General features: G+C 69.3%; 21 protein-coding genes and 1 pseudogene. 18 read left to right on the top strand and 4 right to left on the bottom strand.

Annotation, left to right across the window (positions count from 1 at the left end):
- Positions 1-24 precede the first annotated feature (24 nt).
- The 5 genes from AC2YHJ_RS10985 to AC2YHJ_RS10965 all read left to right on the top strand — a co-directional run bounded on the left by AC2YHJ_RS10985 (position 25) and on the right by AC2YHJ_RS10965 (position 1,856).
- Positions 25-282 (top strand): DUF1272 domain-containing protein, encoded by a 258-nt coding sequence (locus tag AC2YHJ_RS10985; protein WP_487395981.1) that lies wholly within the window; start codon positions 25-27, stop codon positions 280-282.
- Positions 283-295: 13 nt separating this feature from the next.
- Entirely contained in the window at positions 296-559 is a 264-nt protein-coding gene (locus tag AC2YHJ_RS10980; protein WP_487395980.1) for a hypothetical protein, read from the top strand.
- Positions 556-942 (top strand): RidA family protein, encoded by a 387-nt coding sequence (locus tag AC2YHJ_RS10975; protein WP_487395979.1) that lies wholly within the window; start codon positions 556-558, stop codon positions 940-942. The genes AC2YHJ_RS10980 and AC2YHJ_RS10975 overlap by 4 nt, the downstream gene beginning before the upstream one ends.
- A gap of 114 nt (positions 943-1,056) precedes the next feature.
- Positions 1,057-1,380, top strand: a complete 324-nt coding sequence (locus AC2YHJ_RS10970) for a hypothetical protein (RefSeq protein ID WP_487395978.1) — start codon at positions 1,057-1,059, stop codon at positions 1,378-1,380.
- 65 nt (positions 1,381-1,445) lie between these two features.
- Positions 1,446-1,856 carry a VOC family protein gene (locus tag AC2YHJ_RS10965; RefSeq protein ID WP_487395976.1) on the top strand — a complete coding sequence of 137 codons (411 nt, stop codon included), beginning with the start codon at positions 1,446-1,448 and terminating at the stop codon, positions 1,854-1,856.
- On the opposite strand, the gene AC2YHJ_RS10960 is transcribed toward AC2YHJ_RS10965, so the two are convergent.
- Positions 1,850-2,257 carry a DUF4332 domain-containing protein gene (locus AC2YHJ_RS10960; protein ID WP_487395975.1) on the bottom strand — a complete coding sequence of 136 codons (408 nt, stop codon included), beginning with the start codon at positions 2,255-2,257 and terminating at the stop codon, positions 1,850-1,852. The genes AC2YHJ_RS10965 and AC2YHJ_RS10960 overlap by 7 nt on opposite strands.
- Before the next feature lie 90 nt (positions 2,258-2,347).
- On the opposite strand from AC2YHJ_RS10960, the gene AC2YHJ_RS10955 reads away from it, so the two are divergent.
- The 11 genes from AC2YHJ_RS10955 to AC2YHJ_RS10905 all read left to right on the top strand — a co-directional run bounded on the left by AC2YHJ_RS10955 (position 2,348) and on the right by AC2YHJ_RS10905 (position 12,528).
- Complete coding sequence (locus AC2YHJ_RS10955; RefSeq protein WP_487395973.1) at positions 2,348-3,796, top strand: class II fumarate hydratase; 1,449 nt, start codon at positions 2,348-2,350, stop codon at positions 3,794-3,796.
- A complete protein-coding gene (locus AC2YHJ_RS10950; protein WP_487395972.1) occupies positions 3,793-4,047 on the top strand; it encodes a ribbon-helix-helix domain-containing protein in 255 nt (84 codons plus the stop codon). The genes AC2YHJ_RS10955 and AC2YHJ_RS10950 overlap by 4 nt, the downstream gene beginning before the upstream one ends.
- Before the next feature lie 211 nt (positions 4,048-4,258).
- Positions 4,259-5,113 carry a cytochrome c oxidase subunit 3 gene (locus AC2YHJ_RS10945; RefSeq protein WP_487395971.1) on the top strand — a complete coding sequence of 285 codons (855 nt, stop codon included), beginning with the start codon at positions 4,259-4,261 and terminating at the stop codon, positions 5,111-5,113.
- A 155-nt stretch (positions 5,114-5,268) separates the two neighbouring features.
- The gene (locus AC2YHJ_RS10940; protein ID WP_487395969.1) at positions 5,269-5,619 is read left to right on the top strand and encodes a DUF983 domain-containing protein; all 351 of its coding nucleotides are present in this window, start codon (positions 5,269-5,271) and stop codon (positions 5,617-5,619) included.
- A gap of 22 nt (positions 5,620-5,641) precedes the next feature.
- Positions 5,642-6,340, top strand: coding sequence for an SURF1 family protein (locus tag AC2YHJ_RS10935; RefSeq protein WP_487395968.1), 699 nt, complete (start codon positions 5,642-5,644; stop codon positions 6,338-6,340).
- A complete protein-coding gene (locus tag AC2YHJ_RS10930) occupies positions 6,340-7,827 on the top strand; it encodes a carboxypeptidase M32 (RefSeq protein ID WP_487395967.1) in 1,488 nt (495 codons plus the stop codon). The genes AC2YHJ_RS10935 and AC2YHJ_RS10930 overlap by 1 nt, the downstream gene beginning before the upstream one ends.
- Entirely contained in the window at positions 7,827-8,633 is an 807-nt protein-coding gene (locus tag AC2YHJ_RS10925) for a sulfotransferase domain-containing protein (RefSeq protein ID WP_487395965.1), read from the top strand. The genes AC2YHJ_RS10930 and AC2YHJ_RS10925 overlap by 1 nt, the downstream gene beginning before the upstream one ends.
- 181 nt (positions 8,634-8,814) lie before the next feature.
- Positions 8,815-10,212, top strand: coding sequence for a threonine synthase (gene thrC / locus AC2YHJ_RS10920; protein WP_487395964.1), 1,398 nt, complete (start codon positions 8,815-8,817; stop codon positions 10,210-10,212).
- Between the two features lie 86 nt (positions 10,213-10,298).
- The gene (locus AC2YHJ_RS10915; protein ID WP_487395963.1) at positions 10,299-10,700 is read left to right on the top strand and encodes a hypothetical protein; all 402 of its coding nucleotides are present in this window, start codon (positions 10,299-10,301) and stop codon (positions 10,698-10,700) included.
- Between the two features lie 3 nt (positions 10,701-10,703).
- Entirely contained in the window at positions 10,704-11,210 is a 507-nt protein-coding gene (locus tag AC2YHJ_RS10910) for a hypothetical protein (protein ID WP_487395962.1), read from the top strand.
- A 52-nt stretch (positions 11,211-11,262) separates the two neighbouring features.
- Positions 11,263-12,528 carry a M16 family metallopeptidase gene (locus AC2YHJ_RS10905; protein WP_487395960.1) on the top strand — a complete coding sequence of 422 codons (1,266 nt, stop codon included), beginning with the start codon at positions 11,263-11,265 and terminating at the stop codon, positions 12,526-12,528.
- A gap of 313 nt (positions 12,529-12,841) precedes the next feature.
- Here the strand turns inward: AC2YHJ_RS10905 and AC2YHJ_RS10900 are convergent.
- The 3 genes and pseudogenes from AC2YHJ_RS10900 to AC2YHJ_RS10890 all read right to left on the bottom strand — a co-directional run.
- A pseudogene (locus AC2YHJ_RS10900) lies at positions 12,842-13,090 on the bottom strand (IS5/IS1182 family transposase); the annotation flags it as partial.
- A 232-nt stretch (positions 13,091-13,322) separates the two neighbouring features.
- Positions 13,323-13,853: a c-type cytochrome gene (locus tag AC2YHJ_RS10895; RefSeq protein ID WP_487395959.1), complete on the bottom strand. Its 531-nt coding sequence runs from the start codon at positions 13,851-13,853 to the stop codon at positions 13,323-13,325.
- 220 nt (positions 13,854-14,073) lie between these two features.
- Positions 14,074-14,304 carry a hypothetical protein gene (locus AC2YHJ_RS10890; RefSeq protein ID WP_487395958.1) on the bottom strand — a complete coding sequence of 77 codons (231 nt, stop codon included), beginning with the start codon at positions 14,302-14,304 and terminating at the stop codon, positions 14,074-14,076.
- A 194-nt stretch (positions 14,305-14,498) separates the two neighbouring features.
- Here AC2YHJ_RS10890 and AC2YHJ_RS10885 point away from each other — a divergent pair, with 194 nt between their 5' ends.
- Together AC2YHJ_RS10885 and AC2YHJ_RS10880 are read left to right on the top strand one after the other, a co-directional pair.
- On the top strand, positions 14,499-14,774 hold the full coding sequence (locus AC2YHJ_RS10885) for a hypothetical protein (RefSeq protein WP_487395956.1): 276 nt from the start codon (positions 14,499-14,501) through the stop codon (positions 14,772-14,774).
- 30 nt (positions 14,775-14,804) lie between these two features.
- Positions 14,805-15,650, top strand: a complete 846-nt coding sequence (locus tag AC2YHJ_RS10880; RefSeq protein ID WP_487395955.1) for a MurR/RpiR family transcriptional regulator — start codon at positions 14,805-14,807, stop codon at positions 15,648-15,650.

Raw genomic sequence — 15,650 nt, 5'->3', positions numbered from 1 at the left:
ACCGTCCCGGGAGGCACCTCGCCCATGCTGCAACTCCGTCCCAACTGCGAATGCTGCGGCCGCGATCTGCCGCCGGACAGCCGGGAGGCGCTGATCTGCTCCTTCGAATGCACCTGGTGCAGGGATTGCGCGGGGACGAAGCTGCCCGGCGGCCTCTGCCCGAATTGCGGCGGCAACCTGGTGCCGCGGCCGGTCCGCCCGGCGGCGAAGCTCGCGAAGTTCCCCGCCTCGACCGATCGCATCCACCGCCCTGAACGCTGCGGCGGCCCTGCCACGGCCTGACGGCGACCACCCCGTGCCGGATCGCATCCGCCTCACCGCGCTGATCGCCAATGGCGTCCTCTGCGTCGTCTTCGGCGTGCTGGCGCTGGCCGGGCTCGGGACGGAACCGACCGCGATCGTCGTCCTCTTTGCCGCGATCTCCGCGACGGCCGCCTTCAACTGGCACGTCATCCGCAAGGCGGCGCGCGTGCTGTCGGAGGAATCCGGGCGGCTCGCCGCGATGGAGCGGCACCTCGCAGCACTGCAGACCCCACCGCAACCAGGACCACCCCCATGACCGAACGCCGCCGCATCTCCTCCGGATCGAAGTTCGAGGAGCAGATCGGCTATTCCCGCGCCGTCGTCGTCGGCGACGACATCTGGGTTTCCGGCACCACCGGCTACGACTACGCGACCATGACGATTCAGCCCGATGTCGTCGCCCAGGCCGACCAGACCTTCCGCAACATCGCCGCTGCCCTGGCCCAGGCGGATGCCACGCTGGACGACGTGGTGCGCGTGCTGTTCATCGTGCCGGACCGCGCCGACTGGGAACCCTGCTGGCCGATCGTGAAGAAGTATCTCGGCAAGGCGCGCCCGGCCTCGACCCTGATCCATGCCGGCCTGCAAACGGATGCGATGAAGATCGAGATCGAGGTCACCGCGCGACGCGGCGGCTGAGGCAACCCACGGCGCAACACGTCGTTACCCTTCGCAGCAACACTGCCTCCGCGCTGCCGCACGCGGCGCGGAGGCTGACCGTTACGGGCACCCGCCCCGCGAAGGAGATGATGAATGACGACCCGCCGAGGCCTGTTCGCCGCCCTGTCCATCCTTGCTGCCACGGCGGCCGGCCTCGCCCTGCCCACGACTGCTGAGGCGCAGAGCGTCACGCTCAATTTCGGCCCACCGCCGCCGCCGCCCTACGCCCGCCCCATGCCGCCGCCGCGCCGCGGCTATGTCTGGGCCGATGGCCACTACCGCTGGAACGGCCGCCGCTATGTCTGGCAGGAAGGCACCTGGGTCCGCGCCCGCCGTGGCCGCCACTACGCCCAGCCGCGCTGGGACCAGGATGGCGACCGCTGGCGCTACCACCCCGGCCGCTGGGATCGTGATTGACCGCGGGTGACAGGGCGGCCCCTGGCCTGTACAGGGCGCGGGCCGCCACTGTTCCAGGATCCGACATGCGCTTCGCCGTCGATCGCCTCGACCACCTGGTCGTCACCTGCCGGGACGTGACCATCTCGGCATCCTGGTACCAGCGCGTGTTGGGCATGGAGGTCGAGGAATTCGGCCTGCACCCGCGCACCGCGCTGAAGTTCGGCGGCCAGAAGATCAATCTCCGCCCGGTCGAGGCGACGCAGACGGAATGGTGGACGGGTGCTGCCGGCGGCATCCCCGGCACCGCCGATCTCTGCTTCATCGTCACGGTCGATGCGGAACAGATCATCGCCCACCTGCACCATTGCGGCGTGGCGGTGGAGCAGGGGCCGGTCGCCAAGCATGGCGCGCTCGGGCCGATCACTTCGGTCTATTGCCGCGATCCCGATGGCAACCTGATCGAGATCTCGACCTACGGCGAACCGCCTCAGTAGGTCAGCGCGCGCGGCAACGCCTTCGCCGCGGCGATCCAATCCTCCACGGCCTTCAGGGCGGGCGTCTGGCGCACCAGCTTCTTCGCCGCATTGGCCTTCTCCAGCGCTGCGTGGAGATTGGCGGGGTTGCGCTGGGCGAGCTCGGGCACCGTATCGACGCCCGCGGCCTCGAGCAGGTCCGAATATTCCTCGCCGATGCCCTTCACCCGCATCAGATCGGCACGGTTGGCGAATTCCAGCACCAGCGCGTCCGGGATGCCGGTCTTCGCGGCCAGCGCGGCGCGGTCCTTGGGCCCGGCGCAGGCGGCGAGCAGCGCGGCCGTGTCCTTCAGCCCCGCCTCTCGCAACTTGTCGCCATAGACCTTCCCGATCCCCTCGATCGCCTCAATCTTGTACGTCATCGCAGGCTACCCCCTTCGAATCGGTTCCGGCACGAGCCACGATACCGCTGCGCCGGCCTGCCGACACGGAAATCCGCTCCGGAGTTCGCCATGCCCGCCACCCGCACCGAAACCGCCAAGGATTCCGCTGGCGGAACCCGTACTGAGACCGACAGCCTCGGCACCATCGAGATCCCCGCCGATCGGTACTGGGGGCCGCAGACCGAACGCGCCCGCGCGCTGTTCCGCATCGGCGATGCGCGGCTCGACCCCGGCGTGATCCGCGCGACCGGGCTGCAGAAATGGGCCTCGGCGGAAGCCAATCGCCGCCTGGGCGAATTGCCCGACGCCATCGCCGAGCCCATCAAGGCCGCCGCGGCCGAGGTGGAAGCCGGCGCGCGCGACGCCGATTTCCCGCTGCCCGTCTGGCAGACCGGGTCGGGCACCCAGACCAACATGAACGCGAACGAGGTCATCTCGAACCGCGCGAACGAGATGCTCGGCCAGCCGCTCGGCAGCCGGAAGCCGGTCCACCCGAACGATCACGTCAATCGCGGCCAGTCCTCGAATGACAGCTTCCCGACCGTGATGCATCTCGCCGCCGCGCACGCGGTGCGGCAGCGCCTGCTGCCGGGTCTCGCCGCGCTCCATGGCGCGCTGACCGCCAAGGCCGCCGAGTATGCGGAGATCGTGAAGCTCGGCCGCACCCATCTGATGGATGCGGTGCCGGTGACGCTGGGCGGCGAATTCGCCACCTGGGCGCGCCAGGTGCAGAACGGCATCGCGCGTGTCACCGACACCATCCCGCGTTTGCTGCTGCTGCCCCAGGGCGGCACCGCCGCGGGCACCGGGCTGAACCGCCACCCTGATTTCGACGACGCCTTCTGCGCCATCGTCGCCGAACGCACGGGGGAGGCCTTCGCCCCGAATCCCGACAAGTCGGAAGGCATGGCCGCGCATGACGCCTTCGTGGAACTGCATGGTGCGTTCAACACCGTCGCCGTCTCGCTGACCAAGATCGCCAACGACATCCGCCTGCTGGGGTCCGGCCCGCGGGCGGGCATCGGGGAGCTGGTGATCCCGGCCGACGGCCTGTCCAGCAGCATCATGCCGGGCAAGACGAATCCGACGCAGTCCGAGGCGCTGACCATGGTCGCCGCCCGCGTCATGGGAAACAATACGACCGTCACCTTCGCTGGCGCCCAGGGGCATCTGGAACTGAACGTGTTCAAGCCCGTCATTATCCAGGCGGTGCTCGAAAGCGCGACACTGCTGGGCGATGCCGCGCGGTCCTTCGCCACCCACATGGTCGCCAAGCTGGAACCGAACCGAGCACGGATCGCCGACCAGATGGCGAAGTCGCTGATGCTGGTGACCGCGCTCAACCCGCGCATCGGCTATGACAAGGCCGTGCAGATCGCCAAGAAGGCGTTGGCCGAGGACCTGACACTGAAGGACGCCGCCGCCCAACTCGGCCATGTGGCGCCGGAGGATTTCGACCGCTGGGTCCGGCCGGAGGACATGCTGCGCCCGGGCGGCACGCTGGAGGGCGGGGGGTGAAGCCGCACCTGGCCAAGCGATCCTTCAGCCTGGCCGGCCACCGCACCTCCATCGCCCTCGAACCGGAATTCTGGGCCGCGCTGGAGGATGCCGCGCGCGCCCGGGCGATCAGCCTTGCCGCGCTGGTGATTGAACTGGATGCGGCGCGCGCCGCCGACGGCGCCCCCCTGGCCAGCACCCTTCGGGTCTTCGCGCTGCGCCGGTCCCGCGCCGCGGCGTCGGATCGCCCGCCGCCGCCCAGCGCCAGGTAACGGTTTCCAAAGGCCCCGGGCCTTTGGCGGGGTGGCTTGGAGGGGCAGAGCCCCTCCACCCCTGCGTCCGGCCCATGATTGCGCCCCCGGTCCAACTCCCGAGATTCGCCGGCCCGGGCTTGATCCGGCAGGGGTTTTCGGGATTGATGCGCCGCGATGCGGGCGGGCGGCGCAGGCTGTTCGCGCGCGACCTTCAGGTCCAGGGATTCCGATGGCCAGCACCACCGACGCGCATGCCGACTCCGGCGCGCCACACTACAAGCACCCCTACCATCTGGTGGATCCGTCGCCCTGGCCTTTGATGGGGTCCTTCAGCGGCGGCGCGCTGGTGCTCGGCATCGTGCTGTGGGCGCATAGCGGCATCCACTGGATGTTCGGCCTCGGGCTGATGGGCGTGCTAGCCACCATGTTCCTCTGGTGGCGCGACGTGGTGAAGGAATCGCGTACGCCGGGCCTGCATTCGCCGATCGTGCTGATCGGCCTGCGCTACGGCATGACGCTGTTCATCGCCTCCGAGGTCATGTTCTTCGTCGCCTTCTTCTGGTCCTGGTTCCACTTCGCGCTGTTCCCCGAGCATGTGTCGGGCTCCGCCGTGCCGCATGTCTGGCCGCCGCGCGGGACGCTGACCTTCGATCCCTGGGGCCTGCCCTTCCTCAACACCATGATCCTACTGCTGTCGGGCTGCACGGTGACCTGGGCGCATGCGGCGATCATCAAGAATGACCGCAAGACGGCGGTGCGGGCGCTGGTGTTGACGGTGCTGCTCGGGATTTCCTTCACCTCGCTGCAGGCGTGGGAATATTCGATGGCGCCGTTCAAGTTCTACGATGGCGGCGTCTATCCCTCGGTGTTCTTCCTCGCCACCGGCTTCCACGGCTTCCACGTGATGGTCGGCACCACCTTCCTGCTGGTCTGCCTGATCCGCGCCGCCAAGGGGCACTTCACCCCCGAACGGCATTTCGGCTTCGAGGCGGCGGCCTGGTACTGGCACTTCGTGGACGTGGTGTGGCTGTTCCTCTTCGTCTGCATCTACTGGCTCGGCGCCGGCGAGATCGCCCAGCATTGATCTGCCCTCAGGCGCCGGGCGACGGCCACCCGGCCGCCTTGGCTTCGCGCCGCGCGCTGGTGCGCCGGGCTTTGTAGTCGGCCTGGCGCGACAGCGCCTTGCGCTCCCGGCCGGGCCATTGGGCCCGGCCGCTGCTTTTCGGGGGGACGGTTCGGGTGGACCAGGGCGCTTCTCTCGTCACCGCCGCGCTGCTCGGGCGCTGCCCGCGCTGCGGCAAGGGCGCGCTGTTCCGCGGCCTGCTCGATATCCGCCCGCGCTGCGAGGCCTGCGACCTCGACCTCGGCGCCCATGACGCCGGGGACGGGCCGGCGGTGGCGGGGATCTTCGTCATCGGCGCGGTCGCGGTCGGCCTCGCCCTGTGGGTCGATGTGCGCTTCCGGCCGCCGCTGTGGGTGCATGCCGTGGTCTGGCCGGTGGTGGTGCTGCCGCTGTCCATCCTGACCATGCGCATCGCCAAGGCCGCGCTGGTCGCCCTGCAATGGCGGCACCGCCGTGACGCGGCCTGACCGCGCCGGCCCGTCGCCCCGCATGCCGACGCCCGCCTCCCCTCCCGGCCGCTGGCGCCGCCTCGTGCTGCCGCTGCTGGTGACGCTGCCGGCCCTCGCCATCCTGGTCGGCCTCGGCACATGGCAGGTCGAGCGCCTGGCCTGGAAGACCGCGCTGCTGGCCCGCTTCGCGGCCGTCGAGGCAGCACCCCCAGTGCCCCTGGCCGAACCGCCCACGCCCTTCGCCAAGGTCGCTGTCACCGGACGCTTCGACCATGCGCGCGAGGCGCTGGTGGAGATCGAACTGCGCGGCACCACCCTTGGCGGTCGGCTGGTCACGCCCCTGATGCGGGACGATGGCCTGCCGATCCTGGTCGATCGCGGCTGGGTGCCTTTCGAGCGCAATGCCCCCGTCGCCCATCCGGATGGGGAGGTCACCGTCACCGGCTGGGTGCGCCCCGGCGAGAGCGCGGGCAGGTTCGCCGCGACCGACGATCCGGCCGGGCGGCGCTTCTACACCTTCGATCCGGCGGCGATCGGCGCGGCGCTCGGCCTGCCGCGCGTCGTGCCCTGGGGCCTCGTGGCGCTGGGCGATGCGGACGGTCTGCCGGCGCCGGCGCGGACCCTGCCGCGGCCGAACAACAACCATCTCGGCTATGTCATCACCTGGTATGGCCTGGCCGTCGCGCTGGTCGGCGTCTTCCTCGCCTGGGCCCGCCATCGCCTCAAGGAGAAGAATTGATGCCCAATGCCGCGCTCAACCGCCTGAAGGCCCGCTTCGCGCGCATCGCAGCGCTGGGCGAGGCCGCGGGGATGCTGCACTGGGACGCGGCGGCGATGATGCCGCCGGGCGGCGGCGCCTCGCGCGGGGAGCAACTCGCCACATTGGCCGGCCTGTCGCATGAATTGCTGACCGCCCCGGTGGTCGAGGAGGACCTCGAGATCGCCAGCGCCGAGGGCGAGTGGGAAGAAGCCAACCTTGCCCTGATGACCGTCGCGCATGCGCGCGCGACGGCGCTGCCGACCGACCTCGTGGAGGCCACCGCGCGGGCCAATTCGGCCTGCGAGAAGATTTGGCGCGAGGCCAAGGCGCGCTCCGATTTCGCCATGGTCGCCCCGGCCCTGACCGAGGTCGTGCGCCTGCAGCGCGAAACCGCCCAGGCGCTGGCCGCCGAGCTTGGCATGTCCCCCTATGACGCGTTGATGGATGGCTACCAGCGCGGCGTCACCGCCGCCGATGTGGAACCCGTCTTCGCCGCCTACGAAGCCTTCCTCGCCGACGCATTGCCGCGCGCCGAGGCGGTCCAGGCCGCGCGCCCCGCGCCGCTGCCCCTGCCCGGCCCCTTCCCGGTCGAGATCCAGCGCGGCCTGTGCCGCGACCTGTCGGAGCGGATCGGCCTCGACTACGAACACGCGCGCCTCGACGAATCCCTGCATCCCTTCTGCGGCGGCACGCCCCAGGATGTGCGGCTGACGACCTTCTACGACGAGCAGGACGTGTCCAAGGCGCTGCTCGGCGTGCTGCACGAGACCGGCCACGGCCTGTATGAACGCGGCCTGCCCGAGGCCTGGGCGCGCCAGCCGGTGGGCGACGCGGCGGGCATGGCGGCGCATGAATCGCAATCCCTGATCGTCGAGATGCAGGCCTGCCGGTCCGACGCCTTCCTGGCCTTCCTCGGCGGCGAGCTGCGCCGGGCCTTCGGCGGGCCGGCCGCACCCTATGAGGGCGGCAACCTCGCCCGGCTCTGGCGCCGGGTGGGGCGCGGCTTCATCCGCGTCGATGCCGATGAAGTCACCTACCCGGCCCATGTCATCCTGCGCTTCCGGCTGGAGCGCGCGCTGATCGGCGGGGACCTGCAGGTCGCCGACCTGCCGGGGGCGTGGAACGAGGGGATGCAGCGGATGCTCGGCATCACGCCGCCGGACGATGCCCGCGGCTGCCTGCAGGACATCCACTGGCATGACGGGGCCTTCGGCTACTTCCCCTCCTACACGCTCGGCGCGATGGCGGCGGCGCAGTTGATGAAGGCGGCCCGCGCCGCGGTGCCGGGCCTCGACGAGGCGCTCGGCCGCGGCGACATGGGGCCGCTGCTGGGCTGGCTGCGAACGAATGTGCATGGCAAGGGCTCGCTGCTCGGCTTCCAGGACCTGCTGCGGGCGGCGACCGGCAAGCCGCTCGACCCCGCGGATTTCATCGAGCACCTGACCGGCCGCTACCTAAACGGCTGATGCGCGGGGCGAGCATCACCCTCGTCGCGGGCTATCCGCGGTCGGGCACCACCTTCACCGCCGGGTCCTGCGCGGCCTCCGAGGCCTGGTGGCACCAGGGGGAAGGTGTGCTGTCCCTGCGCGACAAGGGGCGGCCGCGCACCGGCTTTCAGCTGGATGCCGGGCTGGACCGCGCGGCGTTCGACCGATCGGTGGCGGGCCTCGACCGCTTCTCGGTCCGCACCCACAGCCCGCCGGAGGCGGTGCAGAGGGACTTTCCCGAGGTCTGGGACCGCGTCGCGCGCATCGTCTATGTCCAGCGCCATCCCTTCGAGGTGGCGCTGTCGGTTTGCCGCTACGTCATCGCGACGCAGGGCTTCGTGCCGGGCAGCGGGCGAAGGGAGACGTCCTTCGACGCGGCGGCCGATCGCGGCGAGGTCGCGGCCTTCTTCCGCCTGTTCTGCGAGCATCGCGGCGCGCCGAACTTCCTGCCCGCCTGGGGGTCCTGGTCGGACCATGTCGCGGCCTGGCGGGGAGCGATGGAGGAGGCTGGCCTGCCCTGCGTCGTGCTGTCCTATGACCGGGTCGTGCGCGAACCGGTGGCGCGGCTGATGGCCGCCGCCGGCCTGCTCGGCCTGCCCTGGCAGGAGGAGCATGTCCGCAAGGCCGTGACCCAGATGGCGCCGGACAAGGTGCGGCGGGGCATCGGCGCCTTCTTCGTCGGCAAGGACCCGGAGGCGCTGCGTTATCCCGACCTGCTGGCGGAGGACGACATCCGGCTTGGCTTTGCGACCTTCGGGGCGGAGATGCTGCGCTTCGGGCTGTAGTCTGTGGCCGATTTATCACTTTAGGATTTTAGGATTTTAAGCCTTTATCGGGCTTCGCGCCGGCAACGGAAGGCACGGATGCCCGATGGCGATTGGAACATATCAAGAACTCCGTGATACGTCCAGGGTGTTGGCGCGAGCCCCCTCGCCGCCACCGCACCGACCCGGTAAAGACCGCGTCATGCGCTACGTCTCCACTCGCGGGCAGGCTGCCCCGCGCGATTTCGAAGCCGTCCTGCTGGCGGGCCTCGCCGAGGATGGCGGGTTGTTCGTGCCGGAAGCCTGGCCGACGCTGAGCACGGCCGAGTGGCGCGCCCTGCGGGGCCTGCCCTATCCGGCGCTCGCCGCGCGCATCCTCGCGCTGTTCGGCGCCGGCGGCCTGCCGCTGGAAGCCATGTGCCGCGACGCTTATGCCGGCTTCGGCCATCCGGCCGTGGTGCCGCTGGTGCAGATCGACCACAACACCTTCGCACTCGAGCTGTTCCACGGCCCGACGCTCGCCTTCAAGGACATGGCGCTGCAGCTGCTCGGGCGCATGTTCGACCATGTGCTGGCGAAGCGCGGGGAACGGGTGACGATCGTCGGCGCGACCTCCGGCGACACCGGAAGTGCGGCCATCGAGGCCTGCCGCGACCGCACCGCCATCGACATCGTCATCCTGCATCCGGAAAACCGCACCAGCGAGGTGCAGCGCCGGCAGATGACCACGGTGCTGGCGCCGAATGTGAAGAACATCGCCGTCCAGGGCGATTTCGACGCCTGCCAGGACCTGGTGAAGGCGATGTTCAACGACGCGCCCTTCCGCGCGGAGATGCGGCTGTCGGCCGTGAACTCGATCAACTGGGCGCGCATCGCCGCGCAGATCCCGTATTACGTCGCGGCCGCGCTGGCATTGGGCGCGCCGGACCGGGAGGTGGCGGTGTCCGTCCCCACCGGCAATTTCGGTAATGTCCTTGCCGCCTGGGCGGCGCGCCGCATGGGCCTGCCGATCAGCGGCTTCGTCATCGGGTCGAACCGCAACGACATCCTGGCGCGCTTCCTGGCGTCGAACGACATGTCCGCGAAGCCGGTGGAACCGTCCCTGTCGCCATCGATGGACATCCAGGTGTCGTCGAATTTCGAGCGCCTGCTGTTCGAACTGCTCGGCCGCGATGCGGCGGCGACGGCCGAGATGATGACGCGCTTCCGGGCGGAGGGCCGCATGCCCATCCCCGATGCCGCCTGGCGCGAGGCAACCGCCCTGTTCCGCGGCTTCACCCTGGATGATGAGGGCACGCTCGCCGAAATCCGCCGCTTGTGGACCACCGCCGGCTACCTCGCGGACCCGCACACCGCCGTCGGCACCGCCGCCGCCCGCGCCCTGCCGCCGGCCGACCCGGCCGTGCCGGTGATCGTCGCCGCCACCGCGCATCCCGCGAAGTTCCCCGACGCCGTCGAGCGCGCGACGGGCATCCGCCCGCCCCTGCCGGCGCGGCTTGCCGACCTCTATGAGCGGGAAGAGCGGTTCGGGGTGATGCCGAACGACCTCGGCGCCATCGAGGCGGCAGTCCGCGGCCACGCCCGCCGCAACGCGGCGTGACTCGCCTGGACGGCTCGGCTGGTCCTAAATGACGGAGCGGCGGCCGATCGAGCCGCCATCGAAGGAGCATCCGCGAGGAGGCGCGCATGTCGGACGATGCCGCCGTCAATGAAGCCAAGCCCGGCGACGCCCTGCCGGCCGAGCGCCTGCGCACCCTGGAACTCGCGCTGACCCTCACCTCGCAACGGCACAGCGCGCGCCTTCGCATGCTGGAATGGGTGGCGCTCGGCCTCGGCATGATCGTCGTCTATCTCGTCTTCGTCTCGCCGCCCTGGCAGCCCTTTCGCGCGGCGGATGTCGTCATCCTGTGCTTCGTCGCGGGCACGGCGGGCGTGCTGGTCCTGTATGAATGGCGGCAGGCGGTGGCGTGCCGCATCCTGCTCGACGCCCTGCCGGTGCCGGAAAAGTCCGACAAAACGCCCACCGCCACACCGGCACCGGAGGCGCAGCCGGCCCAGGTCGCGGCCATCGCCGAACCGCGGGGCTGAGCCATGGACGACAAGCCCCGTCCCGCGAAAAGGCCTGCCTCCGGCTTCACCATGCCGTTGCCGCCCACGGCCCCGCAGCAGGTCGCGGTTGTGCCACCCGACCCGCCGCCTTCGCCCATCATCGACCTGGGGACGCGGCTCGGCGACTTCGCCATCCGCGCTATCCGTGCCCGATCCGCGCCGGCCATGGCCCTGGCCGCGGCGAAATGCGGCCTGCTCGGCATCTTCGGCTCCATGCTGATGGGGGTGAAGGCCGATGCCAGCGGCGTGGGGCCCCAGTGGTCCGGCACCCTGGACGTGACCGGCCTTGAGACGGGCCAGATGCTGATCGTGGCCGGGACGGTCGTGGTCCTTGCGGGCTTCGACCTCTACGCCTACCTGAGACGCCTTCGACAGGACGAAAAAAGCCAGGACAGGGTCATGGACAGCGCGCGCGACCCGGAAATGCCCCTGCACCTGCGGGAACGCCTCGTCAATGAGGTGATCGAGGCTGCGCGATCGCGCCGCTAACCGCTTCCCGCGACCCCGCGACCCATCCCCAACCGAAGGCAAGCAGCCAGACATGACCGACGCCATCCGCGTCACCCGCCTACCCAATGGCCTGACCGTCGTCTCCGAGACCATGCCGCGCGTCGAGACCGTCTCGGTCGGCGCCTATGTCGGCGTCGGCACGCGGCATGAGGCGCCGGAGGTCAACGGCGTCTCCCACTTCCTCGAACACATGGCCTTCAAGGGCACGGCGCGACGCGATGCGGCGGCGATCTCGCGTGAGATCGAGAATGTCGGCGGGCACCTCAACGCCTATACCGCGCGCGAGCAGACCGCCTTCTACGCCAAGGTGCTGAAGGAGGACACGGCGCTCGCCGTCGACATCATCGGCGACATCCTGACGCATTCGACCTTTATCCCCGAGGAGATCGAGCGCGAGCGCGGCGTGATCCTGCAGGAGATCGGCCAGGCCAACGACACGCCCGACGACATCGTCTTCGACCATTTCCAGGAGACGGCCTTCCCCTCCCAGGCGATGGGCCGCCCGGTCCTCGGCACCGAGGACACCATCAAGGCGATGAGCCGCGAGGCGCTGACCGGCTACATGCGGTCCCACTACGGCCCGGGGCAGATGGTCGTCGCCGGGGCCGGCGCGCTGGAACACGATGCGCTGCTCGACCTGGTGCGCACGCATTTCGCCGACCTGCCGACGACCGGCACCGCGGCGCCCGAAGCCGCGCGCTACGGCGGCGGCGAGTTCCGCGAGACGCGGGAACTGGACCAGGTGCACATCGTGCTCGGCTTCCCCTCGGTGAAGCATGGCGACCCGATGCACTATCCGACGCAACTGCTCTCGACGCTGCTCGGCGGCGGCATGTCGTCGCGGCTGTTCCAGGAGATCCGCGAGAAGCGCGGGCTGGTCTATTCGATCTATTCCTTCGCCTCACCGTTCAGGGATGGCGGGCTGTTCCAGATCTATGCCGGCACCGGTGAGAAGGAAGCCGGCGAGCTGATGCCGGTGACGATCGAGGCGCTGCGCGCCGTGCAGCGCGACGTGACGGAGGAAGAACTGGCGCGGGCCAAGGCGCAGCTTCGCGCCTCGCTCCTGATGTCTCTGGAGAGCACCGGCAGCCGCTGCGAGCAGCTTGCTCGCCAGTTGCAGGTCTTCGGCCGCGTCATCCCGGTCGAGGAGACCAAGGCGAGGATCGCCGCGGTGACGGTGGAGCAGGTGCAGCAGGCTGCGGCGGCGATGTTCCGCGCGACGCCGACGCTGGCGGCGATGGGGCCGGCGGAGCATGTGCCCTCCGTCGGCGCGATCATGGAGAAGCTGGCGGCGTAAAGGTCGGGGGAGAGAACTCCCCCGAGCCCCCTCCTTTTTCTGTCTTTTGGAGACTGACCTCCGAGGTCGGTGCCAATAATCAAGAGACGGAGGGGGTATTCGGGGGCGCATACCCACTCATGCCGAACCCTCATCGGGGTTCGAGAAGGTGTGTCCGCGCGCAGGCTCAAATCGAGGACGCGCGACCGTCAATCCCAATACATGACGCTGACTATCTGGCTTTGGCGCAGCCCGCGCGGTTGAAGCTGGGCACCTCCAGAACCTCCGCGCTTCGGCTGACGGGGGTGCGTTGAGGCTGACGCGTCCGCGCCGCCATCGGCCGCCCCGGCGGTTCCTTGCGGTGGATGCGCGAGACCAAGCCGCGCGCGGCCAGCCATACCTCGTTCTTTGCCGAGCGATAGGCGGTGTCGGCCCAGACATCGGCGGCGGTGTTGTCGGCACCGATCACCTCCGCCAGCCGGGTACCGTCACGGGCCGCGGCGCGGCTGGCGGTCCAACCGCGGATCAGCCCGTGGCGGCGATCGATCGCGACATGGTTCTTGCAGCCGAAGGCCGGAGGCGCCGCCGTCCCAGCCGGATCGAGGCGGCAAGGCCCGGCGTCTGGCCGATCGCGTGGCGGATCGAGCCGACAGGAAGCGCGAGCGCGCACTGCGTCGCCGCGTGCATCCGCTCTGACAACGGGCCGGAGTTCGTGGCGAAGGATGTGCGAGGCTGTCTACGCTGTCTCAGAACTTCGCTGAAACGGCACAGAGGGGCGGATTGCGGACCTATATTTCTGACGCCGCTTCCTGGCCCTACTGCGGACGCTCGCCGCCTCGCTCGGCCTCGCGGACGAGACGCGTGTAGTCTTCGGCGGACATGCTGGGCAGGCGCTGGATGAAGCCGACGATACCCCAGATTTCCTGGTCATTCAGATGCTTCCCGAAGGCCGGCATGGCCGTCATCTTGAGGCCGTTTCGTACTATCCAGAACAACTCGGCCGGCGTGCGCGCACCAACCACGTCTGGCAGAAACGGTGGTTCCGGCTGTATCCCCATCGACCAATCAGTCGAATCCACCCCAGGGGCGCCATGGCAGTAGACGCAACTATCACGGAACTGCGTGAAGCCGCGGCGGATTTGCTCCTCGGTGATACTGACAGGCACCGCAACCTCGCTGGCGCGGCGCCGCACCGAATTGCGCATCGTCGTGTTCAGGACCCAGGTCTCAAGACCCGTATGCGGCGACGACGCCGCCACGTTGTAGATCCCACTGTAGACAACGACGAGGCCCGTTACGGCTAGTAGTGCGATGGTGGCAAGGACGCCAAGAATAAAGCGACTCATCGCTCCCTCCTGTCCTCGCGGTGGGTTCTGTCAGTGCTGCAAGATCGAGGTTGCCATCACTCGAGCCCTCAATCCTGCCCGACCAATCCAATGAAGGGAAAGGGCACGACTCAATGTGCGACAGCCAATGTCCGCTCCGGGTCGGGTGCGGGGGTTTCCCTTTCGTTTGAAGCAGGCTCTGAGGCAGCGGGCAGCGGCATCCGCCAATGCTCGGTCTTGCCTATTCATTGCCGTGCTCCATCGGCTCTGACTCACGACGCTTCGCTGCGGCCAGGAGCGCTGCTCGCACAATCTCGACGCGCCGAACCGCTTCGACTGCTTCAGCCTCAGCCACCTGATCAAGCACCTCGGCAGCGACTTGGGCGTCATGTTGCCGCTGGCCTGCCCATACTCGCAGCACCTCCGCCGCTTCCCGCACCTGAGTGGCGGTCAGGTGATCAAGTTCGCTCATGGCACATCCCTCCGGCCTCCCGAACGACGGCACGCGGATGCATCTACGCGTGTACACCGTAGCACGAATGTGACCCCGGGCTGCTGACAAGAAGCGACTGGTCGCGCCACCACCTCTTCCTGGACAGTCGTCGTATCCTGACTGTCATCGCCGTCAAGTTGGACCGGAAGGGCGATCGCCTCAGCCCGAGGGCGGTGAGCCGCATCCATGGCCGCCGCGGGAAGCTTGGCGCCTCGCCAGCACGGCTCTGGGCGCTGGTCTTTGGCGCGGAGATCCGGCAGCGCAACGGTGGCGCACTGGCCATTCCCACCAAGGCCGTTCCGCGTGACAGCCGCAACCGCGCCCTGACACCGCAGCACATCATGGAGCAGCCGGGCGGGGTCTTGGTTTGGTTGAGCGTATTCACGTCCTTTCTCCCTGCCCTCCACCCAAGGAGATCGTCGCGCCATCAAATCAAAACATTTGATTGATTTATATAGGCGGAATGATACATTCGTTTCATGTCCAATGAGACACCGAGTGAGCGAATCCGCCTTCTCCTGCCGGATTTCCCTCCCCGCTTGCGCAGTGCGGCGCGCTTCCTTGCCGAGCATCAGTTCGAGGCGACCACTTCCTCCATGCGCGACCTCGCAGCCGCGGCGCAGGTCACGCCCGCCACCTTCTCCCGCCTGGCCCGCAGCCTGGGCTATGCCGGGTGGGATGCCATGCGCGAGGCGCTGATCGAACAGTATCGGCCGCAACCCTTCTCTGGCCGCGTCGCGCAGCCGGGGCGGCCACGACAGCATGATCTGCCTGGCGGCATGATGTCGGCCGATTCTGCTACGCTCGGCACGATTGATGCCGGCCCGGTGCAGGCGGCGGCGAAGGCCCTGCATCGCGCGCCACGCATCTGGGTGGCGGGCTTCCGCTCCTGCCATGCTGTCGCTTCGCTGCTCGACTACCAGCTTCGCCTGTTCCGTCCCGGCGATGTCCGGCTGGTCGGCGCGACCGGGGCAGAGGACCTGGACATCGGGTCCTTCCAGCGTGGCGACGCGGTGGTGCTGACCAGCTTCGCACCCTATTCGCGCGCCGCGCTCATGGTGCGCGACACGGCGCACGCGCATGGCTGCCCACTGGTGGTGATCACCGACACGCGGCGGTCGCCCCTCTCGGAAGGGGCTGCCCACCTGCTGTTGTTCGGCGCGGGCGACGGCCCCGGTTTCTTCCCCAGCCTGACCGGCGCGGTCGCCTTGGCACAGGCGCTGGCGGCCACGGTCTTCGCCCTGGGCGGCGAAGCCGCGCTGGTGCGCCTGCGCGAGGCGGAAGCGCGCCTCGCCTCCCTACTGCAACGTGGCCGAGGAGAATGA

It is taken from the genome of Roseomonas sp. SRI_022, from assembly GCF_057586215.1.
Note: the sequence above shows the minus strand (reverse complement) of the source record. Positions and strands in the feature narration are given on the sequence as shown.